This is a genomic window from Methylobacterium sp. Gmos1, assembly GCF_053764715.1.
Genome location: NZ_JBSNCC010000006.1, coordinates 1 through 24336, shown reverse-complemented (window position 1 = coordinate 24336; position 24336 = coordinate 1). Strand labels below are relative to the sequence as shown.

Annotated in this window: 24 protein-coding genes and 1 pseudogene; 11 read left to right on the top strand and 14 right to left on the bottom strand. The window is 70.4% G+C overall.

What is annotated here, in order from left to right:
- Positions 1–346 precede the first annotated feature (346 nt).
- The 5 genes from ACS5PV_RS13900 to ACS5PV_RS13880 form a co-directional block, all read right to left on the bottom strand.
- Positions 347–1447, bottom strand: a complete 1101-nt coding sequence (locus ACS5PV_RS13900; RefSeq protein ID WP_455395918.1) for a calcium:proton antiporter — start codon at positions 1445–1447, stop codon at positions 347–349.
- Positions 1448–1532: 85 nt separating this feature from the next.
- Positions 1533–2399, bottom strand: a complete 867-nt coding sequence (locus ACS5PV_RS13895) for a branched-chain amino acid aminotransferase (protein WP_455395917.1) — start codon at positions 2397–2399, stop codon at positions 1533–1535.
- A 134-nt stretch (positions 2400–2533) separates the two neighbouring features.
- Positions 2534–2860: a hypothetical protein gene (locus ACS5PV_RS13890; protein ID WP_455395916.1), complete on the bottom strand. Its 327-nt coding sequence runs from the start codon at positions 2858–2860 to the stop codon at positions 2534–2536.
- Between the two features lie 338 nt (positions 2861–3198).
- On the bottom strand, positions 3199–3711 hold the full coding sequence (locus ACS5PV_RS13885) for a Spy/CpxP family protein refolding chaperone (protein ID WP_455395915.1): 513 nt from the start codon (positions 3709–3711) through the stop codon (positions 3199–3201).
- Between the two features lie 85 nt (positions 3712–3796).
- A complete protein-coding gene (locus ACS5PV_RS13880) occupies positions 3797–3949 on the bottom strand; it encodes a hypothetical protein (protein ID WP_455395914.1) in 153 nt (50 codons plus the stop codon).
- Between the two features lie 326 nt (positions 3950–4275).
- Between ACS5PV_RS13880 and ACS5PV_RS13875 the strand changes: the two genes are divergently transcribed.
- Together ACS5PV_RS13875 and ACS5PV_RS13870 are read left to right on the top strand one after the other, a co-directional pair.
- Positions 4276–4875, top strand: coding sequence for a DUF4142 domain-containing protein (locus tag ACS5PV_RS13875; protein ID WP_455395913.1), 600 nt, complete (start codon positions 4276–4278; stop codon positions 4873–4875).
- Between the two features lie 334 nt (positions 4876–5209).
- Entirely contained in the window at positions 5210–5554 is a 345-nt protein-coding gene (locus ACS5PV_RS13870; RefSeq protein WP_455395912.1) for a hypothetical protein, read from the top strand.
- Between the two features lie 188 nt (positions 5555–5742).
- On the opposite strand, the gene ACS5PV_RS13865 is transcribed toward ACS5PV_RS13870, so the two are convergent.
- The 4 genes from ACS5PV_RS13865 to ACS5PV_RS13850 all read right to left on the bottom strand — a co-directional run bounded on the left by ACS5PV_RS13865 (position 5743) and on the right by ACS5PV_RS13850 (position 9773).
- Positions 5743–6441, bottom strand: a complete 699-nt coding sequence (locus tag ACS5PV_RS13865; RefSeq protein ID WP_455395911.1) for a DUF4142 domain-containing protein — start codon at positions 6439–6441, stop codon at positions 5743–5745.
- A 145-nt stretch (positions 6442–6586) separates the two neighbouring features.
- Entirely contained in the window at positions 6587–6967 is a 381-nt protein-coding gene (locus ACS5PV_RS13860; protein ID WP_455395910.1) for a hypothetical protein, read from the bottom strand.
- A gap of 214 nt (positions 6968–7181) precedes the next feature.
- On the bottom strand, positions 7182–8510 hold the full coding sequence (locus ACS5PV_RS13855; RefSeq protein ID WP_455395909.1) for a hypothetical protein: 1329 nt from the start codon (positions 8508–8510) through the stop codon (positions 7182–7184).
- 714 nt (positions 8511–9224) lie between these two features.
- Positions 9225–9773, bottom strand: a complete 549-nt coding sequence (locus tag ACS5PV_RS13850) for an HNH endonuclease (RefSeq protein WP_048431169.1) — start codon at positions 9771–9773, stop codon at positions 9225–9227.
- Positions 9774–10400: 627 nt separating this feature from the next.
- Between ACS5PV_RS13850 and ACS5PV_RS13845 the strand changes: the two genes are divergently transcribed.
- From ACS5PV_RS13845 to ACS5PV_RS13835, 3 genes are all read left to right on the top strand, one after another.
- Positions 10401–13076 (top strand): DUF3772 domain-containing protein, encoded by a 2676-nt coding sequence (locus ACS5PV_RS13845; RefSeq protein WP_455395908.1) that lies wholly within the window; start codon positions 10401–10403, stop codon positions 13074–13076.
- Positions 13073–13588, top strand: coding sequence for a CAP domain-containing protein (locus ACS5PV_RS13840; protein ID WP_455395907.1), 516 nt, complete (start codon positions 13073–13075; stop codon positions 13586–13588). The genes ACS5PV_RS13845 and ACS5PV_RS13840 overlap by 4 nt, the downstream gene beginning before the upstream one ends.
- Positions 13589–13833: 245 nt before the next feature.
- Positions 13834–13989 carry a hypothetical protein gene (locus tag ACS5PV_RS13835; protein WP_455395906.1) on the top strand — a complete coding sequence of 52 codons (156 nt, stop codon included), beginning with the start codon at positions 13834–13836 and terminating at the stop codon, positions 13987–13989.
- Positions 13990–14110: 121 nt separating this feature from the next.
- Here ACS5PV_RS13835 and ACS5PV_RS13830 read toward each other — a convergent pair whose 3' ends face one another.
- Both ACS5PV_RS13830 and ACS5PV_RS13825 read right to left on the bottom strand, forming a co-directional pair.
- Positions 14111–14941, bottom strand: a complete 831-nt coding sequence (locus tag ACS5PV_RS13830; RefSeq protein WP_455395905.1) for an OmpA/MotB family protein — start codon at positions 14939–14941, stop codon at positions 14111–14113.
- 140 nt (positions 14942–15081) lie between these two features.
- Complete coding sequence (locus ACS5PV_RS13825) at positions 15082–15855, bottom strand: motility protein A (RefSeq protein ID WP_093566534.1); 774 nt, start codon at positions 15853–15855, stop codon at positions 15082–15084.
- A gap of 278 nt (positions 15856–16133) precedes the next feature.
- Between ACS5PV_RS13825 and ACS5PV_RS13820 the strand changes: the two genes are divergently transcribed.
- Together ACS5PV_RS13820 and ACS5PV_RS13815 are read left to right on the top strand one after the other, a co-directional pair.
- Positions 16134–17909 (top strand): glucan ABC transporter ATP-binding protein/ permease, encoded by a 1776-nt coding sequence (locus tag ACS5PV_RS13820; protein ID WP_455395904.1) that lies wholly within the window; start codon positions 16134–16136, stop codon positions 17907–17909.
- A gap of 469 nt (positions 17910–18378) precedes the next feature.
- The gene (locus ACS5PV_RS13815; RefSeq protein ID WP_455395903.1) at positions 18379–19635 is read left to right on the top strand and encodes an SfnB family sulfur acquisition oxidoreductase; all 1257 of its coding nucleotides are present in this window, start codon (positions 18379–18381) and stop codon (positions 19633–19635) included.
- Between the two features lie 28 nt (positions 19636–19663).
- Here ACS5PV_RS13815 and ACS5PV_RS13810 read toward each other — a convergent pair whose 3' ends face one another.
- Positions 19664–20545 (bottom strand): YihY/virulence factor BrkB family protein, encoded by an 882-nt coding sequence (locus ACS5PV_RS13810; protein ID WP_455396214.1) that lies wholly within the window; start codon positions 20543–20545, stop codon positions 19664–19666.
- A 273-nt stretch (positions 20546–20818) separates the two neighbouring features.
- Here ACS5PV_RS13810 and ACS5PV_RS13805 point away from each other — a divergent pair, with 273 nt between their 5' ends.
- The 4 genes from ACS5PV_RS13805 (at position 20819) to ACS5PV_RS13790 (ending at position 23078) form a co-directional block, all read left to right on the top strand.
- Entirely contained in the window at positions 20819–21718 is a 900-nt protein-coding gene (locus tag ACS5PV_RS13805; RefSeq protein WP_455395902.1) for a DMT family transporter, read from the top strand.
- A gap of 54 nt (positions 21719–21772) precedes the next feature.
- Positions 21773–22111: a hypothetical protein gene (locus ACS5PV_RS13800; RefSeq protein WP_455395901.1), complete on the top strand. Its 339-nt coding sequence runs from the start codon at positions 21773–21775 to the stop codon at positions 22109–22111.
- A gap of 225 nt (positions 22112–22336) precedes the next feature.
- Entirely contained in the window at positions 22337–22753 is a 417-nt protein-coding gene (locus ACS5PV_RS13795) for a hypothetical protein (protein ID WP_455395900.1), read from the top strand.
- Positions 22754–22799: 46 nt separating this feature from the next.
- On the top strand, positions 22800–23078 hold the full coding sequence (locus ACS5PV_RS13790) for a hypothetical protein (RefSeq protein ID WP_455395899.1): 279 nt from the start codon (positions 22800–22802) through the stop codon (positions 23076–23078).
- Here ACS5PV_RS13790 and fliP read toward each other — a convergent pair.
- Both fliP and ACS5PV_RS13780 read right to left on the bottom strand, forming a co-directional pair.
- Positions 23066–23821, bottom strand: coding sequence for a flagellar type III secretion system pore protein FliP (gene fliP, locus ACS5PV_RS13785; protein ID WP_455395898.1), 756 nt, complete (start codon positions 23819–23821; stop codon positions 23066–23068). The two genes, ACS5PV_RS13790 and fliP, sit on opposite strands and share 13 nt — an antisense overlap.
- Before the next feature lie 108 nt (positions 23822–23929).
- A pseudogene (locus ACS5PV_RS13780) lies at positions 23930–24336 on the bottom strand (hypothetical protein); the annotation flags it as partial.

Sequence of the window (24336 nt, the reverse complement as noted above, 5' to 3'; positions counted from 1 at the left end):
GCATCGGCGGCAGCGGCAGCTGGGCGTTGCCGGCGCCGCCCTTTTTTGTTTCGCGTTGCCCCCGTGCCTGGCGAAGCCAAAGCTGACGCGAATTAACTATACCGCTCCGCACTTTCCCGGACGACTGCAACGAAGTGGAAGGAGATCCTGGATCCAGCATGAGATGTGCCGCAAAGCGGCTCTGTCTATTGCAACGTTGCAGAGATACGGATGCTTCGCGAGTTCTTGTGCTGGATCCCGGATCTCCTTCCGCTGACGCTCCAGTCGTCCGGGAAAGGGGGAGAGCATGACCGAGTGCGGGGATCGCGCCGGGCGTCTCTGCTCATGACACCGCATCGATGCACCCTCACGGGCTGAAGATCAGCGTCAGGTAGGTCAGGAACACCACGAGGTGGACCGCGCCCTCCAGCACCGTGGTGCCCTGGCGCGAGAAGGTGATGACGCTGAGCAGCAGCGTCATGGCGAGCACCGCCATCTCGGCCGGCGCGAGGCCGAGCACCACCCGCTGGCCCGAGATCAGCCCGATGGCGAGCACGGCCGGCACCGTGAGGCCGACCGTCGAGGTGACGGCGCCCAGGCAGAGGTTGATCGCCCGCTGGAGCTGGTCGCGGCGGATCGCCTTGATGGCGCTGATGCCCTCCGGGGTGAACACGATGGCGGCGATGATGACGCCGCCGAGCGCCGAGGGCGCACCCAGCGCCTTGATGCCGTGGTCGAGGATCGCCGCCAGGCTCTTCGACAAGAGCACGATCGGCAGGAGGCTGACGAGGAGCAGGCCGGCATGGCGCAGGATCGCGCCCCGTCCTGCATCCGGGTGGGGCTTCGCCTGCTCCGGCGCGGCTTCGCCCGGCGCGACGAAATCGGTGAAGAAGTCGCTGTGGCGCCCGGTCTGGAGCAGCAGGAAGATGCCGTAGAGCACCACGGTCAGCACCGAGAACGCCACCGCCTGCAGGGCGGTCAGCGAGCCGTCCGGGGTCGAGGTGGTGAAGTTCGGGATGATGAGCGCGATGGTGGTGAGCGGGATGATCGCCGCCAGATAGGCGCCGGCGCCGTCGAGGTTGTAGTTCTGGCGGTGGTGACGCAGGCCGCCGAGGATCAGCCCGAGCCCGACGAGGCCGTTCATCACGATCATGATGACGGCGAACATCGTGTCGCGCCCGAGCGTCGGAGCGGCCTTGGCCCCCAGCATCACCGCGGCGACGAGGGCGACCTCGATGACGACGATCGACAGCGTGAGGATCAGGGTGCCGTAGGGCTCGCCGAGCCGGTCGGCGAGCTCTTCGGCCTCGTGAACCACGCCGAAGGCCGACCACAGGATGACGGCGAACAGCCAGGCGAACAGCCCGGCGGCCACGAGCGGCGCGTCGAGGCCGCCGAGCCAGCCGCCGCCGAACACCGCGAAGGCCGCGACCGTCGCCCACGCCACCGCCAACCGCACGACCATCATCGCCCCGTCCCCCGTACCGCCCCGCTTGTCTCAAGGGTAGGGCGGCGGCGGGGGCCGGGCAGGGGGAGGGCCGCGGAAAGGAGCGTCAGCCCCGGTGCGCGAAGGCCCAGTACAGCTCCCGGGCCTTGGCGAAGAGCGGCCCGGGGGCGAAGGTCCGGCCGTCGAGGGCGGTCACCGGCACGACCTTGGCGAAGTTGCCGACGGAGAAGACCTCGTCGGCGCCCATCAGGTCGTCGACCGTGAGCGTCGTCTCGACGACCGTGACGCCGGCCTCGCGCAGGAGCGCGATCACCCGGCCGCGGGTGATGCCGGCGAGGAACGTGCCGTTCGGCACCGGCGTGTAGACCGTTCCGTTCCGGGCCATCAGCACGTTGGCGGTGGCGAACTCGGCGACGTTGCCGATGGCGTCGCGCATCAGGGCGTTGCCGAAGCCGCGCGAGGCGGCCTCCGCGATCGCCCGGGAGCTGTTGGGGTAGAGGCAGCCCGCCTTGGCGTCGAGGGGCGCCGAGTCCGGCGTCGGGCGCCGGAACGGCGACAGGGTGGCGGTGAAGCCGGTCGGCGGCGGCATCGGCGCCTCGTAGAGGCACAGGCACCAGTTGGTCGAGGCCGGGTCGAGGCGCACCGCGCCGCCCAGGCCCCCTTCCGCCCAGTACATCGGCCGGATGTAGAGCGCGGCGTCGGGCGCGAAGCGCTTCAGGCCGTCCTGCACCAGCTCGGCCCAGGTGCGCTCCGCCACCACCGGCTCGAGGCCGAAGGCGGCGGCCGAGCGGTTGATCCGGGCGAGGTGGAGGTCGAGGTCCGGCGTCACGCCCTCGAAGGCGCGGGCGCCGTCGAACACCGTCGAGGCGAGCCAGGCGGCATGGGTGCGCGGCCCCATCATCCGCACGTTGCCCGGGTGCCAGGCGCCCTCGAAAAACGTCCAGGTGTCCTCGTGTGTCGTCGGCTCGGCCATCGCGCGCTCCCAACCCTCAGCTCCGCATGATCGCGCAGCCCGGTGGCGGCTGTCCACGCGGGAAGGTCTGCCGGGAGAGAGGGAGGGGGTTGAGCGCGCCGCGCGCCGGGCCGGCTTCGCCTCACGCTACGCCTTCACGCGACGTCGAAGTCGCCGGAGCGCAGGGCCAGCAGCTCGAGGGTGCGGGTCACCGCCATGCCGACGCGGTCGGCATCGAACATGCCGTCCTCGGTCGCCGGCTCGACGCCGACCGGACCGATCTGGCCGCCGGGCGCCTCGATCACGACCTGGTAGACGTCGCCGCGCAGCGCCGAGCGGGTGCGCACCAGCGACACGGCGTGCGCGCCGACCTCGCCGTAGGTCTTGACGTATTGCACGGGAGCGCTGGCCGCGGATGTCTTGCCCTCGCCGGTTCGGGCCTTGGCCGCACGCTGGAAATCCGGACGGATGACGTTGTCCATCTGCCTCTCCCGCTGGTTGCCGTTCACGCTGTCATGGCTGCTCTTCGGCTGGTTCGATCGCGCCGCCTGGGGGCCCGTTACGGGGATCCGGTCGGCGTCGTTCTCGCCCGCCGCGGCGCCTTTCCCTGCAACGGCCCGGCAGGGTGTGGGATCCTGCCGAGCTTCACCGCGCATTCCGGTATCGCATGGCCGGATTGCGTGCAGATTGCGCGGATTGTTGCGAGCGTCGGACACGGCAGCGCCGCCCGCGGCGGAAGCCGGGGCGGCGCGAGGGAGGAGCAGGAGAGGGAAGAGGGCTGCGAACCGTCCGCCCACCGCGGACAAGGGCCCTTGCCGGGTCAGTCGTCACGGTGGTGCCGGTGCGGGCCCCGATGGCGCCCCGGCCCCATCGGTCGGGTCAGCATCGCGGCGCGCTGCTTCTGCGCCTGGTCGAGAGTGGCGTAGAGCGGCTGCGAGGCGTCGGCGAGCTTGCGCAGGGCGTCCGAGCGCGCCGCGAGCGCGTCGGCCTGGGCGCGGATCGCGTCCGGTGCGGTCTCGGCGACGGAATCTCGGTCGCGCCCGCGCCGGGCCTCGCGCTGGTCGCGCCGGACCTTGGCGAGGTTGCGCATCGCGTCCTCGACCGGCGGCCACAGCTTCTCCTGGTCGGGGGTGAGCTTCAGGCCGGCATGCAGGGCCGCGACGCGCGCGTCGGTGAAGGCCTGGACGTCCTCGGCGCTGAAGCGGGCCCGCCCGTCTCCCGCATGCGCCACCTGCATCGGCTTTAGCGCGTCCGGCGCTTGGGCCAGGGCGCCGGCGAGCATCCCCGCGCTCACGATTCCCGCCAGGATCCCGGTGGTGAGAAGGCGTCGCATGACACGTCATCCTCGTGCGGCCACCCGTCGGGCCGCCGAGGTTGGAGAATGCGCGCGGCCGGATGGCCCGGACCTCGCCGCCGGGTTACGGTTTCGTCATCCGGCGCCGGTCGAGGACGTGGCAGACCACGATCGCCGAGCAGACCACCGGCGCGGCCGGCCTGGCGCCCGCCCCGCCGGCGCGTCCCTTGCCGCCATCCGTCGCCGCGCGAAGCGGCCCGAAGAAGATCGTGGTCATCCCCAGCCTCTGTTCGTCCCGCGTCCGGCACCCAGGCACGGATGGCGACCCTGGTGCTTGCCGACCGTGAGCCTTAGCCACCGGCAGACGACACGGGAACGACGCCCGGCGTAACCTCGCCGATCGGCGTAGCCGGCGGGCACGAACGGAGCGGGGACGCTCGCCCCATCTCCCGTACGGCGGACGGCGCACGTCGCGAAAGGCGACGCTGAAACCCCCGCTTTCGCCGCGGCGTTAGTGCTTGCTCCAAGGGGCCGCGATCGAAGGCCGTCCGCTGCCGAGCGCGTCCGCCACCAGGGCGTCCACCGCGAAGAGCAAGGTGTCCCATGAATCGCCGTCTCGCACTGACCGCCATCGCCTCGGCCGTGGCGATCCCCTCCTTCGCCAGCATGGCGCTCGCGCAACTCCAGGGCGGCCCGACCGCGGCGGCGAGCGGCAACAGCGGCGCGCGGATCGGCGAGGCCGAGGCCCGCTACATCGCCGACACCCTCGCGGCCGGGTCGGCCTCCCTCGCGGCGAGCCGCGTCGCGCTCACCAAGGCTTCCGACGACGACGTGAAGCAGTTCGCGCGCTTCGAGGTCGCCGAGCAGGAGACCATCGCCGACGTGCTCAAGGCGATGCGCGATCCCAGCCAGGCCGTATCCGGCCAGGTGAAGCCGCCGGCGGAGCCCGAGGTCACAGGCCAGCTCGACCCGAAGGGCAAGGCGATGCTGGACAAGCTCGACCAGGCCAAGTCCGGCAAGGCCTTCGACGGCGAGTATGTCCGCGGCCAGATCGAGGGTCATCAGGCGCTTTTGAAGATCCAGGAGGCCTATCTCGGCAGCGGCAAGGACCGCGAGGCGCTCAGTGTCGCCAAGCTCGCCCGCGGCCAGATCCGCGAGCACCTCGCGCTGCTCGCCGACATCGAGAAGGACCTGAAGGACTGATGCGGACACGCCCTCGAAGCATCGGCTCGAGGGCGCCTGCCCGGCAAGGCCGTTCGGCGGCAACTGCCGGATCTTCCCTCGTCGTTCCGCGGCTGCGGCACGGCGAGGACGGTTGGTCGCGAGGGGGTGTCAGAGGAGATCCGCGAGATCGATTCCGGGTCTCCTGTCACCAGCCCGTGCGGTGTTTGAGTCAAGCCGGCTTCCGCGTCGCGAAGCGATCGATCGGAAACCGGGTAACAAGGCCTGGCCGCGAGCCGCGTCGGACAGGCGGAGCCGCGAACGTGCGGATTGCCGGGCCGAGGCCGGGTGTCCGGGGCGGGCGATCTAGGAGCGATTGCTCGTCTTCCAGCACGTTGCGGACGTCCTGGTGCCCCAAACGCCACTTTCCTTGCATCGCGGCAATGCTGCTGCGCAGATTGTCGCGGAGCATCGGGCCGGATTCACCGCGGTGCCGCATTTCTCCTCACAGGTCGCCAGCATCTGTGAGCAAGATGCCGTAACGGCTTTGCACCCTTCCTGTGCGAGTACGCTGCCGACACCGAAGAAGCCGAATGCGAGCGCCAACGATGCGATTCTTTTCATCGATTTCGTCCCTGAAGCGACCGCCCTCGAATCGGGATCGTCAGCTTGTCTCATAATTGGCATATTACAAAAGACAATTTCAGATCATGCAAGATGATAAATTGTGTCAATTTGATTCGTTAGGTCCTGTTGAGTGGCGTGGAGCGCCGATCGGCGGTCCGCGTCATCCTGCTGGAACGTCGCCGAGCCCGAGACGACGTACGACCAGGGCGAGCTGGCGGCGCACCCTGGTCGTACGTCGTCATGTCGGCTGTGCGTGGCGGCAGCCCGGCGGCTGGCGGCCGCTCAGCCCTCGGCGCCGCCCATCATCCGCTGCATCTGCGAGAGCTGCGAGATGTGCAGCCGGATCAGCGGCAGGGCTCCGGCGGCGATGCGGCGCAAGGCCGGGTCCTCGCCGCTCTGGGCGTAGGAGCCGTGGATCATCTGCGCTTCCCGGTGGCCCTGGAGCGAGGCGTTGACGAAGGTGGCGTCGTATTGCGGTCCGCCCTGGAGGCCGGAGAGCTGCGCCTGGATCTGCGCCTTCTGCTCGTCCGAGGTCATGCCTCCAGGAGCTCCGCCGCCTCCAGGAGCGCCGCCGCCGGGAACCCCGAGCACGCCGCCGACGGTGCCGACCGCAGCACCGGCGACGCCGCCCGCGACCGCGAGGGGGGCTCCCACCAGGCCGCCGACGAGCCCGCCGGGACCCGGCTGGCCGCCGCCGACCGGCACCGGGACGCTGCCGCCGGTCACCCGGTCGATCTTGTTGGCCAGGTTGACCTGCTCGTTGACCTCCGCCCGCGCGAACCGCTTGACCCGCGGGTTGCCGGTCTTGGCGAAGGCGTCGCGGGCGGTGTTCTCGAGGAAGAGGCCGCCCTTGGTGGCCATCGCCAGGTAGACCGGCGTCGGCATGGCCCCGGCGGGGGTCGGCTGGGCCACGGCGGTGCGGGTGACCGCGAGGGCCGCGGTGGCGGAGAGCATGCTGACCAGGACGTCGCGACGATGCATGGATGTGGCTCCGGTAGAGGGCACGCATCCCGGCGCTCGCAGGCCCGGATGCTCGGGGGGAGTAAATTTCTCGCCCGACCGACGTTCCGTTCCACTCAAGCCGCAATCGCGACCGCGGCGATATCGCGCAGGTTCGGTCGGGGCGTCAGGCTCGCCGCGGCCAGGGTTCGGCGGCCTTGCGCCGGGTCCAGCGCCGCCACGGCCGGCTCATCAGCACGAAGGCCAGCACCACGCCGGCGGCGTACCAGGCGTGCATGCTCTCGTAGCCGCCCTCCGGCGTCCAGGCGAAGCCACCGAGGAACACGTAGGAGACGGCGGCCGCCAGGGTGCGGAAGGCGAGGAGCCAGGGCTGCTGGACCAGCGGATCGCCGTTGAAGAGCGCGAGCCCGAGCCCCGTGAGGGCGAAGAGCAGGCCGCCGAGCGGCAGGCCGAGGAACAGCGAGAGCACGGCGCGCAGGAAAAGGCCCGGCCAGTCGCGGCGGGTGCGGGCGGGCGCGGGGGCGGCGGTCACGGTCGTGTTCGGCATGCGGCTTTCGGCGCTGGCGGGCCGTGCCGAGATCCTGGGGGAATCGGCGCGGCCGCGACGGGACAAGCGTCCAGCGTGTAGCCCAATCCGCGTCGCCGTCTCCAGAGTCTCGGGTGCCCGCGCGGGCGATCCGCGCGGGGCGTGCGTCGTGTGCGGTGCCGGTCGGCCGGGTGTCGCTGCGGATCCCGGCCGGCCGTGCGCTGCCCGTGACGTCCTATTTGGCGGAGAAGGGCAGGAAGCTGAAATTGGACGGGTTGCGCGCGGCGTCCGTGGCCTTGCTGTGGCAGAGCACGCAGGATCCCGATCCGAAGCCGGCGGGCGAGGCGGGGGCGGTCTGGATGTAGGTCTCCATCGTCGTGTTGGTCAGGTAGATCGGTCCGGGGAAGGGCTGGATGTCGCTCGGAAATTCGCTGCTGTGGGCGGACGCCCATTGGGCGCCGACGAGCATGTAGTTGGCCCAGGGCGACGTGCCGAGCGTCGCGTGGTAGGTCGCCGTGACGGCCTCGGCGCTCGGATAGATCTCGAAGCAGCGCGCGACCTGCGTCCCGAACGGCCCGCCCGCACCCGGCGTCATGTAGGCCTTGGCATAGGGCGAAGCGGCGGCCCACTTGTAGGCCCCGGCCTGCTTGGGCGGCGTGTTGATCGGGCAGGTCTCGGCGTCGCACGCATTGTTGTAGAACGAGTACGCCGTCCGGTCGGCCTTGACCGGTTCGCGCGTGCAGGTGGGCGGCGAGAAGCCCCTCGTCGCGAGGTTGTTGAGGGGCGAGACCGGCACGCGCTTGGCGCCCGGCGGCTTGTCGGCGAGCGGCGCGTTCAGCGTGTGCTCGAAGGTCGACCAGGACCAGTATTCCGAGAACCGGGTCGGGTTCGTGAATTTCTGGCCGATATGCATCCCGACGAGGCCGACCGTCGCGTCGATGCACATCGGCTTGCCGGAGGCGCTGGAGCCGGCCGGGACGGCGATCGTCGCCGGCGCCGTGTAGTATTTCCGCTTGTCGTCCTGGTCGGTCATGATCCGCCAGGACGTCTTGATCTCGATGGCGCCGGGCTTGTCGCCCAAGCCGGCGGGAAAATTGTAGGTCTTGTTGAAAGCCTTCTGTCCTGACAGCGTCGTCAGCTTGTTGGTGGTCAGGTAATTGACCTCGGCGCCGTTGAGGCGGATGTCGTAGAGGACGAAGTTGCCCTGGCGATCGATCAGGGGTTGGCCGTCGCCCGGTTCGCCGAACTCGGACAGGCCGAACTTCGACGTCCGGAACAGCCGCAGCTTGCCCGGAACGCTCGGGCAAGCCTCGTCGAGGGCGGCGAGGGCCGGGACCCGGAACACGTCGTCCTTGGTCTTGTAGGTGCTCCAGACGCGCGGCGAGGTCGTGTCGGTCACGAGCGTCTTGGTCTTCGACGGCGCGCCGCTCGCGTCGACCGGCCAGTTGAGCGCGATGAAGGCCTGCCATCCGAAGTAATCGACGAATGTCTGGCTGAATGGGCCCGTTGGCGGAGCGCCATTCGTCGATGGATCGTAGCCGGGGAGCAGCCGGACGTGGTTCATGTCCGTCGGAAGCGTGCTGCACAACTTGCCGGTCCCGTCGGCACAGATGGTCTGCGTCGCATCCCCCATCTCGAAGGCCGAGGCCGCGGTCGTGCCTAACATGAGGAGTGCGGCTAATATTTTCGTCTGGGAAAATATCACTTCTATATCCTTGGCGAATCGGGTCACGATTCGGACGCTAGGAAATCAAGCTATGAATATCAACTACCATATTTCGGTTTGGGCCGTCTGTATTGTTCTTAGTCTAACTATTGCGAATACGAAAGTGATATTATTTGTAAATTATATACTAATATCAAAGCAAATACTTCGTTTATCTATAATTATAAATTGCTTATTTCTGATTTTTCTTGAGAATTTCTGTATATATGCATCTCATAATAAAATTTTACAGTACATTTTGTGAGTATGATTATCAATTTAGAGATAATAAGCGTAGATTAACGGCCGAGAAATGGCAAGAAAGCACAACACATTGAGCAGCATTCGTCGATTGTCGACTGTCAGCTGCTGTCAGGCCATGCGCGGCCGGCGCAGCGCCCGCTCGCGACGGTGCAGCGGCACCGCCGCTCCGTTCCCAGGCCGGCCGAGACGATCGGTGCGGTCGCCCACATCCCTGCACGACGACACAGGCCGGCACGACTCCGAAGCCCGCGACGGCCGGGGAGATGTCCCGGTCGCCGGATCCGGCGAGCCTCGCGGTCCGGCCCCCGCTCAGGTCTCCAGCTCGCTGTCCCAGTACAGGTAGTCGATCCAGGTGTGGTGGTACTGGCGGTGATCGAATTCCGGCTGGCGGCGGTGCAGCTCGTGGCGGCTCGGCCGGCGCGGCTCGTTGAGGAGGGGCATCTCGGCCTCCTCCGGCGTGCGGTTGGCCTTGCGCAGGTTGCACGGGCTGCACGCCGCGACGACGTTCTCCCAGCTCGACAGGCCGCCGCGCGAGCGCGGCACCACGTGGTCGAAGGTCAGGCCGCCCGACGGCAGGCGCAGGCCGCAATACTGGCACGAGAACGTGTCGCGCAGGTAGATGTTGTAGCGCGTGAAGGCGGGGCTGCGCGCCATCGCGACGTAGCTCTTGAGCGCCACGACGCTCGGCACCCGCAGGGAGCGGCTGGGCGAGCGCGCCTCGACGTCGTAGCTCGCCACCAGGGTGACGCGGTCGAGGAACAGGGCCGTGAACGCATCCTTCCACGACCACAGCGAGAGCGGATTGTACGACAGCGGCCGGTAATCCGCGTTGAGCACGAGGGTTTGAAGGTCCAGCATCATCCTGCCCTGGCGACGGGCCGACCGCAGCGAGGGGAGCCGGCTCGATGCCGGTCCTCGCGTCGCTCGCCAGGAGAGGAGATGGGGACCATCGCCTATCCTCCGAGCCGGTCGGGAAGAGTGGGGGGAAGCGTGGGGGGACACGGCGGATGCCCGCGCCGGCCGCTCGGGGAGCGGACGCCGGGGGGCGCGGCCGGGATGCGATCCGGGCGCCGTCTGGGCTGCTGATGAGGGGCGATCACCGACATCCTCCCGCAGCAGAACGAAAAGGCCGTGTCCATTGAGGCTTACTCTAATAGCAGCATGACAGGGTTGTGAAGGTTTCCGGCCGGGTCGTCTCGTCACGCCTCACACGAATCTGCCTCCCCGGGATTCCGGCGTCGAAGGCCTCGCCGCGGCTGCGGGAAGGCCGGCACCGATTTTCGCCCCATTGATCCGCGATGCCGCGGGCCGCCTCGTTTCCAGGGTCCGGTCGCCTCGCCGGTTCCCTCGTCCGGCCGGATGACCTAGGTAGACGGCTCGAACCGACCCATCGCGAGGAAAGCCGGCCGCCAGCCGGGCCGCCTCGTCACGACCATGCCGGGCCGCCGGGAGACGAGCCCGACACGCGGGTGAGAAGGATTGCGCATGAGACAGCTTCGCCGATGGACGATCGCCCTGGCGGCCGCCTTGCTGGGCCCCGGGCTCGCGGCGGCGCAGGGACAGGTCGCGCATGGACAGGCGGCGAAGCCGGACCGCGCGGTCGTCGCGCAGGCGCCGGCGGCGCCCGCCGGCAAGGGTGACGCGAGCAAGGGCGACGCGAAGCCCGCGGCCCAGCCCGCCGCCGGCCAGCCGGCCGCCGCCCCCGCCGAGCCGCCCAAGCCCCCGCCGCAGACCCCGATCTCCGAGCAGATCAAGCAGATCCGCGCCCAGCTCGACGCCGAGAAGGCTGACCTCGACCAGCGCGAGCAGGCCCTGACCCACCGCGAGCTGAACAAGGACGACCTTGCCCTCCTGCGCGAGGGCATCCCCCCGGTGGCCGATCGCCTGCGCCAGGTCGTCGACCATCTCGGGCCGCGGCTCGACGCCGCCAAGGAGCGGCTGACCCAGCTCGGCCCTAAGCCCAAGGAGCCCGAGGGCGCCGACGTGGCGCAGGAGCGGGCGCAGCGCGAGGCCGGCGTCGCCGAGATCGACGACACGCTCCGCCTCGCCCGCTCGCTGCTGGTCCAGAGCGAGCAGATCACCGATCAGATCAGCAACCGCCGCCGCGCCGCCTTCACCCGTGCCCTGTTCGAGCGCACGGACGGCCTGGTGAGCCCGAACCTGTGGATGCGCGCCACCAGCGACCTCAGCCGCGACATCCGGGCGCTGAAATCCTCCCTCGACGACTCGGTGATCCAGGTTCAGCGCCGGGGCACGGCGCTCAACCTGTTCCTGCTGGCGCTCGCGATCGGCGTCTCGGTGGCGCTCTATGTCGGGCGTCGGCACATCGCCCCGCGGATCGGCCACCGCTCGTCGAAGGCCGCGCAGCCGGGCCGCTACGCCCGGGTGATGGCGGCCTGGCGGGTCTTCCTCGTCGGCGCGGTGCCTGCGGTGCTCGGCAGCTTCCTCGTCGGCTACACCCTCGACGTGACCGAATTGCTGCCGGTGCGCCTCCTGCCGGCGGCCCACCGGATCGTCGCCTCGCTCGCCTTCGTGGCGGTGGTCGAGGCGATGGCCGACGCGCTCCTCTCGCCCGACCGGCCGGCCTGGCGCCTCGTCGCGATGACCGACGCCACCGCCGAGCGGCTGAACCGCCTCGTCATCGCCATCGCCTCGGTGATCGCGGTCGGCCGCACCATCGAGGGGCTGAACGAGGGCATCTCGCTCAGCCTGCCCGTCACCATCGTCACCAAGGGCGTCTTCGCCGCGGTGGTCGCGGTGGTGCTCGCCGAGGGCCTGCGCCGCTTCGCGGCGCGGGCTGAGACCGACGAGGCCTGCCTCGGCCCCTACATCGCGGCCGAGTCGAATACCGGCATCGGCGGCCCCTTGCGCATCCTCGGCTGGATCGTGGTGGCGGCGATCGGGATCTCGGCGCTCGTCGGCTACATCGCCCTGTCGTCGTTCCTGATCGACCAGCTGATGTGGACCGCGATCGCCGCGGCGATCCTCTACCTCGCGATCTCGAGCGTCGATGCGGTGGTGGCCTCCGCCCTCCAGGACGAGTCCCGCATCGCCACGGCGCTCCAGGCCAATACGGGCTTGCGCAAGCGCTCGCTCAACCAGATCGCGGTGCTGATCTCCGGCTTCGTGCGGGTGCTGCTGCTCACCGCCGCCGGCGTGCTGCTCCTCGCCTCCTGGGGCGTCGATTCGACCGACATCTTCGCCTGGGCGCAGGCCGCGTTCTTCGGCTTCACCGTCGGCGGGGTGACGATCTCGCTCTCGACCATCGCCATCGCGATCGGTCTGTTCACGCTCGGCCTCGTCATCACCAAGGCGGTGCAGCGCTGGCTCGAGAACACCTACCTGCCGGCCACCGACCTCGATCCCGGCCTGCGCAACTCGATCTCGACGGTGAGCGGCTATGTCGGCTTCCTGCTCACCATCGCGCTCGCCTTCTCGTATCTGGGCCTGAGCCTGGAGAAGCTCACCATCGTCGCCGGCGCCCTGTCGGTCGGTATCGGTTTCGGCCTGCAATCGATCGTCAACAACTTCGTCTCCGGCCTGCTGCTGCTCTGGGAGCGGCCGATCCGGGTCGGCGACCTCGTGGTGATCGGCGACAACGAGGGTTACGTCCGGCGCATCAGCGTGCGCTCGACCGAGATCCAGACCTTCGACCGCTCGGCGGTGATCGTGCCGAACTCGAACCTGATCTCCGGCGTGGTGAAGAACCGGGTGCGCGGCGACCGCACCGGGCGCGTCACGATCACCGTCAGCGTCCTGCGCAACCAGGACCCGGTCCACGCCGCCGAGCTGATCGCCGGCTGCGCCAAGGCCCATCCGGACGTGCTCAAGGAACCGCCGCCCCGGGTGGTGTTCCGCAAGATCGGCGATCCGTTCCTCGAATTCGAGCTGATCGCGATGATCACCGACGTCGGCTCGCAGGCGAAAGTGCAGAGCGACCTCAACTTCGCGGTGTTCAAGACCTTGTCGGACGAGGGTCTGATCCCCAATCTCGGACCCGGTGCGAGCATCGTCACGGTCCAGGGGCTGGACGCGATGCAGGACGCCATGGGGCAGATCGCCCGCATGACGAACCCTGCCGCCTTCCGTCCCGAGGTCCGAGGCGAGACCCGTCCCGAGCCCGAGGCCGAGCGTCGCAAAACCCCCGAGACCGTGCCGTGATCCTCCGTCCCGCCGCGCTGAAGCGCCTCGCCTGCTTGGTCCTGCCGCTGTCCCTCGCCGCATGCGCGGCGAGCGATGCGACGCGGGGCCCGACCGGGGCGGCGGGACCGAGCCTGTACTGGCCGATGGCGGCGACGGGCGCCCAGATCGACGCGGGCGCGGCCCGCGACATGATCGCCACCTACCGCAGCAACAAGGGGCTTCCGCCGCTCGCCCTCGATCCCGGGCTCCAGCGCCTCGCCGAGACCGAGACCGCCGCAATGGCCGCCGCCGGCCGCCCGAGCCAGGCCGACATCGTCAAGACCGTGGCGGCCCGGATGGGCTACCCGGAGCCCGCCGCCAACCTCTCGGCCGGCTACCACACGCTGGCCGAGGCGTTCTCGGGGTGGCGCGAGAGCCCGTCCCACAACGCCGTGATGCTCGATCCCACGGCGACCCGGATGGGGATCGCGACGGCCTATGCGCCGGGGTCGAAGTACAAGGTGTATTGGGCGCTGCTGGTGGCGAAGTAGCGCCATCCGTCCTGCTCCAGCGGACCGAGGTGCCGCGATCGGAGCCGTCACCATCACGCGACGACGCTCCTCCCCAGGTCACGCCCAGTACTTCCAGCCCCGACGGGCAAAGGAAAATAGTCCAAGTCCTTCGCATTGCCGCGGGCGCCCGGGCGATTAAGGATCCATTCGGCATCCGGGCAGGTGGTCGGTTCTAAAGCGGTGCCTCTCGCTCTACGTCATGCACCATGATGGAGGAACGACGCGTGGCACCGCAGCCTCATTACCGCGATTCAGTCTGGGACGATTACGAGACCGAGGAGACGAGCCGCCCGACCCGCACCGTGATGTCGCCGCTCCTGCGCATCGGCATCGCGGTGGCGGTCATTGCCCTGGCGGTCCTGGCGCTGTCGAGGCTGTAGCCGCGAAGCCGGCCAAGCGGCGGCCTCGTCTCCGGCGAACGAGAAGGCTTCCCTGCCCCTGGTGGCGCCGCGGGCCGACGCGGCGCAGTGACGAGGCCAGGATGACACGCGGGCGCGTGCCTCACGGGAACCCCACCCCTCGCGGTGCCGGCGGCGCCTCGTTGAGCAGCGTCACCGTCACCCGGCGGTTGGCCGGCAAATACGGGTTGTCGGGAAACAGCGGCTCGGTATCGGCCTTGCCGGCGACGGCGGAGAAGCGGTCGGCGGGCAAGCCGCCGCCGGCCAGGATCTCCCGCACGCTCACCGCGCGGCCGGCCGACAGCTCCCAGGGCGGGGCGGCGGCGCGGCGGCCGGGGCGGTCGGCGGCGGTGTAGCCGGTCACCGCGATGCGGTTGGGCAGCCGGCGCAGGGTCGGGACGATCCGCTCCAGCACCTGGCGGGTGCGGTCGTTCGGCCGGGTCGAGCCCTCGGGGAACATCGAGCGGTTGTCCTGGTCGACCAGCGAGATGTCGAGGCCTCGCGCCGTCACCTCGATCACGATGCTCTTCGACAGCTCGGCGATCTCCGGCAGGTCCTGCAACGCCTGGCGCAGGGAGGTCACCGCGAGGCCGAACCCGTCCTTGTAGGAGTTGCGCTGGGTCCCGTCGGCCAGCACCTCGTCGGGGCTGGGCGGCTCGGGCCGGTCGGTCGCCTTCTCGGGGGCGATGTCGCGGGTGTCACGCGCCCGGGTCGCGCCCGGCAGGCCGTTCTTCTCGATGATGCCGTTGAAGCGCGACTCGCGGTTGTTGCCGAAGGCGTCGCGCATCGAGCCGGCCACCGCCTGGAGCTTCTTCTGGTCCTGCGTCGAGTAGGCGGCGATCATGACGAAGAAGCTCATCAACAGCGCCATCAGGTCCGCGAAGGTCACGAACCAGCCGTGGCCGCCATGCGCCCCGCGCTTCTTTCTAGCCACCGCTCAGGTCTCCTCGAAGCGCGCGCGCCGGCTCAGGCCGCCTTGGCGGCCATGTCCCTCACGATGCATCAGGCCGCCTTGGCGGCCATGTCCCTCACGATGCATCAGGCCGCCTTGGCGGCCATGTCCCTCACGATGCATCAGGCCGCCTCGGCGGCCATGTCCTCACGATGATTATGCGGCAGGTAGGCGATCAGCATCTCGCGCACCAGCGAGGCGCTCTTGGCGTCGCGGATCAGCAGCACCCCGTCGATGATGAGCGTGCGCGACACGTCCTCCTCCTCGAGCTTGACGTGCAGCTTGTCGGCGATCGGCAGGGTGATCATGTTGGCGATGAGCGCGCCGTAGAGGGTGGCGAGCAGCGCGGTCGCCATGGCGGGACCGAGCTTCGAGGGGTCGGACATGTTGGCAAACATCGTCACCATGCCGAGGATGGTGCCGATCATGCCCCAGGCCGGAGCGCAGTCGCCGAAGGCGCGGTAGACCTTCGAGCCCTCGTCGAGATGCATCAGGAAGTTGTCGCGGTCACGCTCCATCGTGTCGCGGATGAACTCGCGGTCGTAGCCGTCGGCGATGTAGCGCACCCCTTGCGCCAGGAACGGGTCCGAGATGTCGAGGTTCTCGATCGCCATCGGGCCCTGGCGCTTGACCACGTCGGCGATCTTGGTGATCTCGTCGATCAGCTCGCGCGGCCGGATCGCCCGCATGTTGAAGGCGTAGCGCAGGCCCATCGGCACGCCGTGGACGATGACCGAGAACGGGAAGCGCAGCATGGTGGCGGCGGTGGCGCCGCCGAAGATCACGATCACCGCGTGCTTGTCGAAATAGGCGGCGAAGTTGCCGCCGTCGATCATGATGAGCACGAACACGACCGCGATGCCGCCGACGAGGCCGGCGCCGGTTGCGATATCCATCTGAGCTCGGCCCCTTCATGCGCCGCCGCGCGGCCCCGGTCGCGGGGCGCGTCACCGGACGTCGCGTGTGTCCTGCCTCGGAGGTTAAGGCGAACACGGTCAACGAACGGTAAAAATGCCGCTGCCCCGGCCCCTCGCCGTCATGCGCCGTTCAGCGAGGATCTGTCATAGAGAAGACCATGCGATCGAACGGCCGCCACAACAGGCCGCGCGCGGGGCAGGCGGCGGGCGAGGGCCCGGGCCGCGTCACAAGGGCATCTCATCAGGGTTCACCGTCGATGCGGTTGATCAGGCTCTACGCTCGAGTCATGGGCCAGCTCGGGCCCGATCTGCGCCTCGGGGCGCTTCTGGCCGCCGCCAACGTCGCGCTCGCGGTGGCGGCCTTCGCCGAGCCGGTACTGTTCGGCCGCATCATCGACCGGCTCACCCACCTGCCGGCCGGCGGCGCCGGCACGTCGAGCCTGCTGCTCCTCGTCGGTGCCTGGGTCGGCTTCGGGCTGTTCTCGATCGGCGCCGGCGTGCTGATCGCGCTCCACGCCGACCGGCTCGCCCATCGCAGCCGCCTCGCGGCGATGGCGAACTACTTCGAGCACGTCCTCGACCTGCCGCTCGCCTTCCACTCCGCCAACCATTCCGGCCGGGTGCTGAAGGCGATGCTGGAGGGCACAAGCGGCATGGCCGCAACCTGGCTCGGCTTCTTCCGCGACCATTGCGCCGCGCTCGTCTCCCTCGTGGTGCTGCTGCCGCTGACGCTGTTCCTCAACTGGCAGCTCGGCTCGATCCTGGTCGCCCTGATGGTGGTGTTCACCGCGCTCACCACCTTCGTCCTGCGCCGCACCGAATCGCTCCAGGGCAAGGTCGAGGAGTACCATTCGGGCCTCGCGGCCCACGCCTCGGATGCGCTCGGCAACGTCGCGGTGATCCAGTCCTTCACCCGCGCCAAGGCCGAGAAGGAGGCGATGCACGGCATCATCCGCGACCTGCTCGCGGCCCAGATCCCGGTCCTGTCGTGGTGGGCGCTGGCCTCCGTCGCCACCCGCGCCTCGGCCACGCTGACCATGACGGCGATCTTCGTCACCGGCATCGTGCTGCACGGCCATGGGCTCGCCACCGTCGGCGACGTGGTCTCGTTCATGAGCCTCGCGACCATGCTGGTCGCCCGGCTCGACCAGGTCGTCGCCTTCGTCAACGGCGTCTTCCTCCAGGCGCCGAAGATGCAGGAATTCTTCGAGATCCTCGACACCGTGCCCGCCGTTCACGACCGGCCCGGCGCCAAGGCCGTGGCGCGTCTTGCCGGCGACGTGACCTTCGAGGACGTGCGCTTCTCCTACGACGGCCGCCGCCCGGCGCTCGACGGGGTGTCGTTCACGGCCCGCGCCGGCGAGACCGTGGCGCTCGTCGGCACCACCGGATCCGGCAAGTCGACGACGCTGGGCCTGCTCCACCGCGCCTTCGACCCCGATGCCGGCGCGATCCGCATCGACGGCGAGGACCTGCGCGACATCGGCCTGTCGTCGCTGCGCCACAACATCGGCGTGGTGTTCCAGGAGCCGATGCTGTTTGCCCGCTCGATCCGCGAGAACCTCCAGGTCGGCCGGCCCGACGCCACCGACGCCGAGATGCTCGACGCCCTCGACCGCGCCCAGGCCTCCGAGTTCATGGCGCGCCAGCCCGACGGGCTCGACACGGTCATCGGCGAGCGCGGCCGGTCGCTGTCGGGCGGCGAGCGCCAGCGGCTCTCGATCGCCCGGGCGCTGCTGAAGAACCCGCCGGTCCTGATCCTCGACGAGGCGACCAGTGCCCTCGACGCCGCCACCGAGCGCAAGCTCCAGGGCGCGCTGGAGGCCGTGATGGAGGGCCGCACCACCTTCGTCATCGCCCACCGCCTATCGACGATCCGCGACGCCGACCGCATCCTGGTCTTCCATGAGGGCCGGATCGTCGAGAGCGGCACCTTCGACGAGCTGGTGGCCGAGGGCGGCCGCTTCGCCGACCTCGCCCGGGCCCAGTTCATGGCGGCGGCGCCGGAGCCGGACTACGCGATGGCGGCGTGAGGGTATGCGGGGGGCAGGCGAAAGCCTGCCCCTTCTCGTATCGGCGTGTCCTGGCAGCCTTGGCGCCGCTGGCGCGGGGGCCTGCCCCATCCCACCCTCGACGTTAGGGTGGGGGGTGGGACCCGGCGGGAATGAGCCTTTGCCCCCTCGCATTCCGGTCCACGAGCGGCCGGAGGGCGACGCCGGGTCCGGCGATCGCGGCGGGCAGGCGCCGGTCGAAAAAATGCTTCTGCCCGTTCGCTGATCGACGACAACGAATTTCCAGAAACACGGAAAATTAAATGGATCGCTTCGTTTGACGAAGCGGCATTCATCGGCAAAATTTGTATTGCACGATCAGTTTTCAGCAGATGATCGGCGATCATCGTCGTGTCTTCATCATCTCGGCGGGCCGATGATCCTTTCTCCTGCGCGAGGGGAGGGGTGCGGTCGCTCGCCGCCAATCTCCCGACGATCGCGGAGCCAGCCCATGAACATCGCCGTCAATCCGAGCCACATCGCCGAGCCCGCGCCGCAGGGCGCGCCCGGCCCCGCCCGCCCGGCCGAGCCCGCCCACGTCATCCGCGACGACGCGGAGGCGATCCGGATCGCCCACGCCCTCGCCGCCCGGTTCCGGGAGGGCGCCTCGGAGCGCGACCGGACCGGCGCCCGTCCGCTGGCGGAGCTCGACGCCTTCTCGCAGAGCGGGCTGTGGTCGATCAACGTGCCGCGCTCCTTTGGCGGGCCGGAGGTCTCCTACCGGACGCTGGCCCAGGTCATCGCGATCGTGGCGGCGGCCGATCCCTCGATCGCCCAGATCGCCCAGAACCATCTCGGCATCGTCGCGGCGATCCGCACCGTGTCGGATCCAGAGCAGCAGGAGGAGCTGTTCGCGGCGGTGCTGGCCGGCACCCGCTTCGGCAACGCCTTCTCGGAGAAGGGAACGAAGCGCGCCGCCGAGTTCGAGACCCGCTTCACCGATCACGGCGACCACGTCGTCGTCCGGGGCAAAAAATTCTACGCGACGGGGGCGCTGCTCGCCCATCTCGTGCCGATCGTCGCCGTCGACGACGAGGGCCGGCCCTGGTACGCCATCGCGGATCGGGACGCGCCAGGGCTCACCGTCATCGACGACTGGTCGAGCTTCGGGCAGCGCGGCACCGCCAGCGGCACCGTGATCATCGACGACGTGCGCGTCGAGAAGGGCCGCCTGGTGCCGGCCTGGCGTGGCTACACCGCGCCGCGGGTCGACGGGGCGATCTTCCAGATCATCCAGGCGGCGATCGATGCCGGAATCGGGCGCGCTGCGCTGGACGACACCATCGCCTTCGTGCGCGAGAAGGCGCGGCCCTGGATCGACAGCGGCCAGGAGCGGGCCTCCGACGACCCCTACACGATCCGCGCCGTCGGCGACCTGACGATCCGCCAGCACGCCGCGGAAGCCCTGCTCGACCGGGCCGGCCTCGCCATCGACGCGGCGGTGGCGGCGCCGACGCCCGAGAGCGTGGCGGCGGCCCAGCTCGCGGTGGCCGAATCCAAGGTCCTGACCACCGAGGTCGCCCTCGCGGCCTCCAACACCCTGTTCGAGTTGTCCGGCACCCGCTCGACGCTGGCCGAGCACAACCTCGACCGGCACTGGCGCAACGCCCGCACCCATACCCTGCACGATCCGGTGCGCTGGAAGGTGGCGATCGTCGGCAACCACGCGCTCAACGGGGTGAACCCGCCGTTCCACGCCTGGAGCTGACCTCCGCTCGCGGCCGGCGGATCGACGGTCAGAGCATCTTGATCGTGTCCCGTCGGGTCTGCGCCCGAGCCTGGAGGCGCCGGCGGCGGGCGGCGATCACCGTGCCGTTGATCTCGCCGCCGAACAGGAACATCGCGGCGAGCCAGTAGACGAAGACCAGGAACACCATCGCGGTGGCCAGCCCCCCGTAGGTCGAGACGTAGGCGCTCGAGAACCGGTCGAGGTACATCCCGAAGCCGAGGCCGGCCAGCACCCAGAGCCCCAGGGTCACGGCGATGCCGGGCAGCACCATGGCGACCCGCCGGCGCCCGGCGGCGATGAACTTGTGGGCGATCACCAGGACGCCCGCCACCAGAAGCACCGTCACCGTCACCCGGCCGACCGCGATGGTGAGGCCGAGCGGCTCCAGCCCCGGCGCCACCAGCACCAGCCCGCGCCAGACCAGGGGGCCGAGCACGACGAGGAAGGTGAAGGCCAGCATCGCGAAGGCGGCGCAGATCACGTAGCCGATCGATTCGAGGCGGGTCAGCCACCACGGCCGCATCTCGCGCAGGCCGTAGGCCCGGTTGAGGCCGACCCGCAGGCTCTCGACCCCGCTCGACGAGAAGTACAGCGCCAGCACCGCGCCGAGGGTGAGGAGCCCGCCGCGCTGCTCGGTCAGCACCCGGTGGACCTCCCCGGCGATCGGGCCCGCCACCTCGCTCGGCCAGATCTCGAACAGCAGGTTGCCGGCCTCGTCGGCGAGCGACTTGGTGCCGAACACGCCCGCGAGCGCGGTGAGCAGGATCAGGAACGGGAACAGCGAGGTCAGGAGCGAGAGCGCGATGTGGCTGGCGATCGCCCAGCCGTCATGGGCGACGAAGCGCTGCGCCGCGATCGCGGCGATCTCCAGGGCGGTGCGGGGACGGATCACGGCGCGCGGGCTCTCGGACTGGACGACGTCATGAAGCCTCCCGGTCCCGAGTGCCGCCGGCGGATCTCGCGATGCCGGCAGACCGCCCGCCCGGCGGACTCTGCTGGCTCAGGTAGAGCGCGTTGCCCGGTCCTGGAAAGCCGGGCGGCCAGAAATCCGGTTCCCGCGTCCTTCGGGGCACGGCAGGCCGAGCCCCGCGTGGCGGGCGGGGCGATACGGCCAAGGTGCCGGTTGCGGAACGGCCGCGCTCGTGCTCGTTGCGCAGGCACCATGACCCGCCTCCTGCCTCTGTCCGACGCATCCTGGCCCACCCGCCTGGCGCCCGGCCTGTTCGTCCTGATCTGGGCCACGGGCTTCATCGTGGCGCGGCTGATCGCGCCGCATGCCGAGCCGCTGACCTTCCTCGCCGTGCGCTTCGGCCTCAGCGCCATCGTGCTGGCGGGCATCGCGCTCGCGGCCGGCGCGACGTGGCCCCGGGGCTGGCGCGGCTGGCGCGACGCGATGGTGGCCGGCATCCTGATCCACGGCCTCTACCTCGACGCGGTGTTCTGGGCGGTGCATCGCGGGCTGCCGGCCGGTATCGCCGCGCTGGTGGCGAGCCTGCAACCGCTCCTGACCGCCGCGGTGGCCGGGCCGCTCCTCGGCGAGCGGGTCTCGGGTTTGCGCTGGCTCGGCATCGCGATCGGCCTCGTCGGCGCTGGGCTGGTGTTGGCGCCCAAGATCGGAGGAGCCGGGGCCGCCGGCGGCATCCCGCCGGAGGCGTTGGGCGTGTGCTTCTGTGGCACCATCGCCATCACCCTCGGCACCCTGTGGCAGAAGCGCACGGCCGCGGCCGTCGATCTGCGCACCAACGCCGCGGCGCAATTCGTCGGCGCGCTGCTGCTCACCCTGCCGCTCGCGCTCCTCACCGAGCGGGCCGAGTTCGATTTCTCGGTTCCGCTGCTCCTCGGCCTCGCCTGGGCGGTGCTCGGCCTGTCGGTCGGCGGCATCCTGATACTGCTCGGGCTGATCCGCCGCGGCGCGGTGGCGGGCGTCGCCGCCCTGTTCTACCTCGTGCCGCCGGTCTCGGCCGCGATGGCCTTCGGGCTGTTCGGCGAGACCCTGGCGCCGGTCCAGCTCCTCGGCATGGCGGTGGCGGTGGTCGGCGTCGCCATCGCGAGCCGCGGTTAAGCCCTTGGTGGGATTCGAGGCTCTAGGCTGACAACGCCTCGGAGACCCGCCCGCATGCTGCGCCCCGTCCTGATGATCCCGGTGCTCGCCGCAGGGTTTGCGCTCGGCGCGAGCCTGGTGCTCGCCGCGCCCGCAGCGGCGGAGGGCGGGCCCGGCGCGTATCGCGAGGGCCCCGCTGGCCGTGCCCGGGCGCGCGTCGGGGACGAGTCGTATCGTCCGGCCGTGCGGCACGTCCGCCGGTATCACCGGCCCGGGCCTCCGCAGGTCTCCGGTGCCCCGGTGCGGCCGGTCTCCTACGGCGAGACCGACGGCACGGTCTTCCACGCCTGGCTGCCGCGCAACACCAACCTGCCGATCTACAACATCCCGCCGCCGTACTTTCCCGAGCCTTGAGAACGCGTCCGGTTCGACCGACGGCCCTGTCACGCTCCGCGTCATTCCGGGTCCCGCAATGACGTCGAGAACGCCAAGTCCGTGCTGAAGCCAACCACCGGGGTACGCCCCAGCCCCGAGCCAGTATCGCCAAGCCCCGGATCGCCAAGCCCCGGCGGCCGGACGGGATCGAAGCGGGACCTTGGGCGTTAGATCCCTCGTGGAAGACCACCAGGGAGCCGAGCCGTGCCCGAGTCGTCCGTGCCCGATGCGATCGCAGCAGCCCGCGATCTCGCGCCGCCTCCGCCGATCCTGCCCGACCCTGACCTGCGCCCGATCGACCTTTCGGCGCTGACCCATCTCGACGATGGCGCGCGCGAGCACTTTGCCCGCGCCGGGCAGGATGCCCTCGATGCCTGCCTGCGCCGCTTCGCGCCCGAGGAGCGCGCGGCGTTCTGGCATGCGATCTGCCGTTGCTACAACCGGCCGTACAATCCGGTGGACGCCGCACCGGAGATCGCGGGCGTCGCGGTCCTGCCCGTCGCGGCCGCGCCGGAGGGCGTCGACTCCCGAATTCCCGATTCCGACGTGATCGATCCTCATGTGATCGAGGCCGTACGGTCGGGCCGCGACGGCGCGAGTCCGGACGCCGTCCTGCGGTGACGGTCGTGCCGTCCCGGTGAGTGTGCCGCCCGCCGCATCCCATCCCGTGACCGCCCTCGACGAGCAGACCCGCCGGGTCGTGGCGGCGTGCCGCGTCCTCGCCTGCGAGGTCGTCCTCCTCGGCCTCGCGATGCAGAGCGCCTGGTTCGAGGCCTGGGCGCAGCCGCTCCTCGACGCGGCCGAGGCCCGGGCCGACGGCCTCGCGCGCCGGGCCCGGCGCGACCGGCTGATCCGCCGCGGGGTGCCGGCCCACCTCGCTGGGGAGGGCCTGCGCCTGGTGCCGCGCGCTACCCGGGACAAGAGAGGGGCGGATCAGCCGCTGTAGCTCTGCACCAGGGAGCCGGCGACCAGGGTCCAACCGTCGACCAGCACGAAGAAGATCAGCTTGAACGGCAGCGCCACTGTGGCGGGCGGCAGCATCATCATGCCGACCGACATCAGGATCGACGCGACCACGAGGTCGATGATCAGGAACGGGATGAACAAGAGGAAGCCGATCTCGAAGGCGCGCCTCAGCTCCGAGATCATGAAGGCGGGGGTCAGCACCTCGAGGCCGACCGCGTCCGGCGTCGCCGGCGTGCCGGCCCGGGCGAGGTCGAGGAAGAGCTTCAGGTCCTTCTCGCGCACCGAGCGCAGCATGAACGCCTTGAACGGCCGGCTCGCCCGCTCGAAGGCCTGGGTCTGCTGGATTTGCCCGGCGAGCAGCGGCTCGATGCCGGTGCGGTAGGCCTCCCGCGCCGTCGGCGCCATCACGAAGGCGGTGAGGAACAGGGACAGGCTGACGATCACGGCGTTCGGTGGCGCCGTCTGGGTGCCGAGCGCCGAGCGCAGGATCGACAGCACCACCACGATGCGGGTGAACGAGGTCGCCATCACCAGCACCGAGGGCGCCAGCGCCAGCACGGTGATGAGGGCGACGAGCTGCAGGGCCCGCTCGGTGACGCCGCCGCTCGGGCCGAGATCGACCGTCAGGCTCTGCGCGAGTGCCGTCCCGCCCGACAGGAACAGCAGGGCCACCGCCGTGCGGCAGAGAAGCGGGAGGAGGGAGCGGGGAGTCGGGGGCGCCATGGCGGCGCACCCTGGGCCGCGATGGGGCGGCCCGCAAGCGCCGCGCCCGCACCGGTCATCGAGGGCGGGCGGGCGCGGTTCCGGTGCAACAGCCCGGAGGCCGGGCGCTCAGCGTTTGTCGAGCGGCCGGCCGAGGAGGCGGGCGAACTCGGCCTCGATCTCCTCGACCGAGAATGGGTTCTGGACCGAGGCCGGCTTCGAGGCCGGGGCCGGCTCCTCCGGCGGGGGAGGGGGCGGCGGCTCGGGCGCGGGCGGCGCGACCGGCTCCGGGGGAGGCGGCGGGACCGGCTCGGGCTCCGGCGGCGGAGGAGGCGGCGGCTCGGGCGGCGGAGGCGGCGCGGGCTCCGGTTCGGGCTCGGGCTCCGGCGGAGGTGGCGGCGGCGGGGCCGGCTCGGGCGCGGGCGCGGGCGCGGGCGCGGGCGGCGCGGCGACCGGCTCGGGCGGCAGGCTCGCCGCCGGTGCGGCGGGGCGGGCCGGCGCCACCGCCGAGGAGGGACGGCGCAGGGCCTCCTCCA

What these genes read in the sequence shown, in the direction of transcription:
- ACS5PV_RS13895 (WP_455395917.1), bottom strand. Translation starts at nt 2,399, where the DNA reads ATGGCCGAGCCGACGACACACGAGGACACCTGGACGTTTTTCGAGGGC.
- ACS5PV_RS13885 (WP_455395915.1), bottom strand. Translation starts at nt 3,711, where the DNA reads ATGCGACGCCTTCTCACCACCGGGATCCTGGCGGGAATCGTGAGCGCG.
- ACS5PV_RS13900 (WP_455395918.1), bottom strand. Translation starts at nt 1,447, where the DNA reads ATGATGGTCGTGCGGTTGGCGGTGGCGTGGGCGACGGTCGCGGCCTTC.
- ACS5PV_RS13815 (WP_455395903.1), top strand. Translation starts at nt 18,379, where the DNA reads ATGAACATCGCCGTCAATCCGAGCCACATCGCCGAGCCCGCGCCGCAG.
- ACS5PV_RS13865 (WP_455395911.1), bottom strand. Translation starts at nt 6,441, where the DNA reads ATGCATCGTCGCGACGTCCTGGTCAGCATGCTCTCCGCCACCGCGGCC.
- ACS5PV_RS13820 (WP_455395904.1), top strand. Translation starts at nt 16,134, where the DNA reads ATGCGGTTGATCAGGCTCTACGCTCGAGTCATGGGCCAGCTCGGGCCC.
- ACS5PV_RS13800 (WP_455395901.1), top strand. Translation starts at nt 21,773, where the DNA reads ATGCTGCGCCCCGTCCTGATGATCCCGGTGCTCGCCGCAGGGTTTGCG.
- ACS5PV_RS13855 (WP_455395909.1), bottom strand. Translation starts at nt 8,510, where the DNA reads ATGAACCACGTCCGGCTGCTCCCCGGCTACGATCCATCGACGAATGGC.
- ACS5PV_RS13890 (WP_455395916.1), bottom strand. Translation starts at nt 2,860, where the DNA reads ATGGACAACGTCATCCGTCCGGATTTCCAGCGTGCGGCCAAGGCCCGA.
- ACS5PV_RS13845 (WP_455395908.1), top strand. Translation starts at nt 10,401, where the DNA reads ATGAGACAGCTTCGCCGATGGACGATCGCCCTGGCGGCCGCCTTGCTG.
- ACS5PV_RS13805 (WP_455395902.1), top strand. Translation starts at nt 20,819, where the DNA reads ATGACCCGCCTCCTGCCTCTGTCCGACGCATCCTGGCCCACCCGCCTG.
- ACS5PV_RS13825 (WP_093566534.1), bottom strand. Translation starts at nt 15,855, where the DNA reads ATGGATATCGCAACCGGCGCCGGCCTCGTCGGCGGCATCGCGGTCGTG.
- ACS5PV_RS13860 (WP_455395910.1), bottom strand. Translation starts at nt 6,967, where the DNA reads ATGCCGAACACGACCGTGACCGCCGCCCCCGCGCCCGCCCGCACCCGC.
- ACS5PV_RS13880 (WP_455395914.1), bottom strand. Translation starts at nt 3,949, where the DNA reads ATGACCACGATCTTCTTCGGGCCGCTTCGCGCGGCGACGGATGGCGGC.
- ACS5PV_RS13850 (WP_048431169.1), bottom strand. Translation starts at nt 9,773, where the DNA reads ATGCTGGACCTTCAAACCCTCGTGCTCAACGCGGATTACCGGCCGCTG.
- fliP (WP_455395898.1), bottom strand. Translation starts at nt 23,821, where the DNA reads ATGGCGCCCCCGACTCCCCGCTCCCTCCTCCCGCTTCTCTGCCGCACG.
- ACS5PV_RS13875 (WP_455395913.1), top strand. Translation starts at nt 4,276, where the DNA reads ATGAATCGCCGTCTCGCACTGACCGCCATCGCCTCGGCCGTGGCGATC.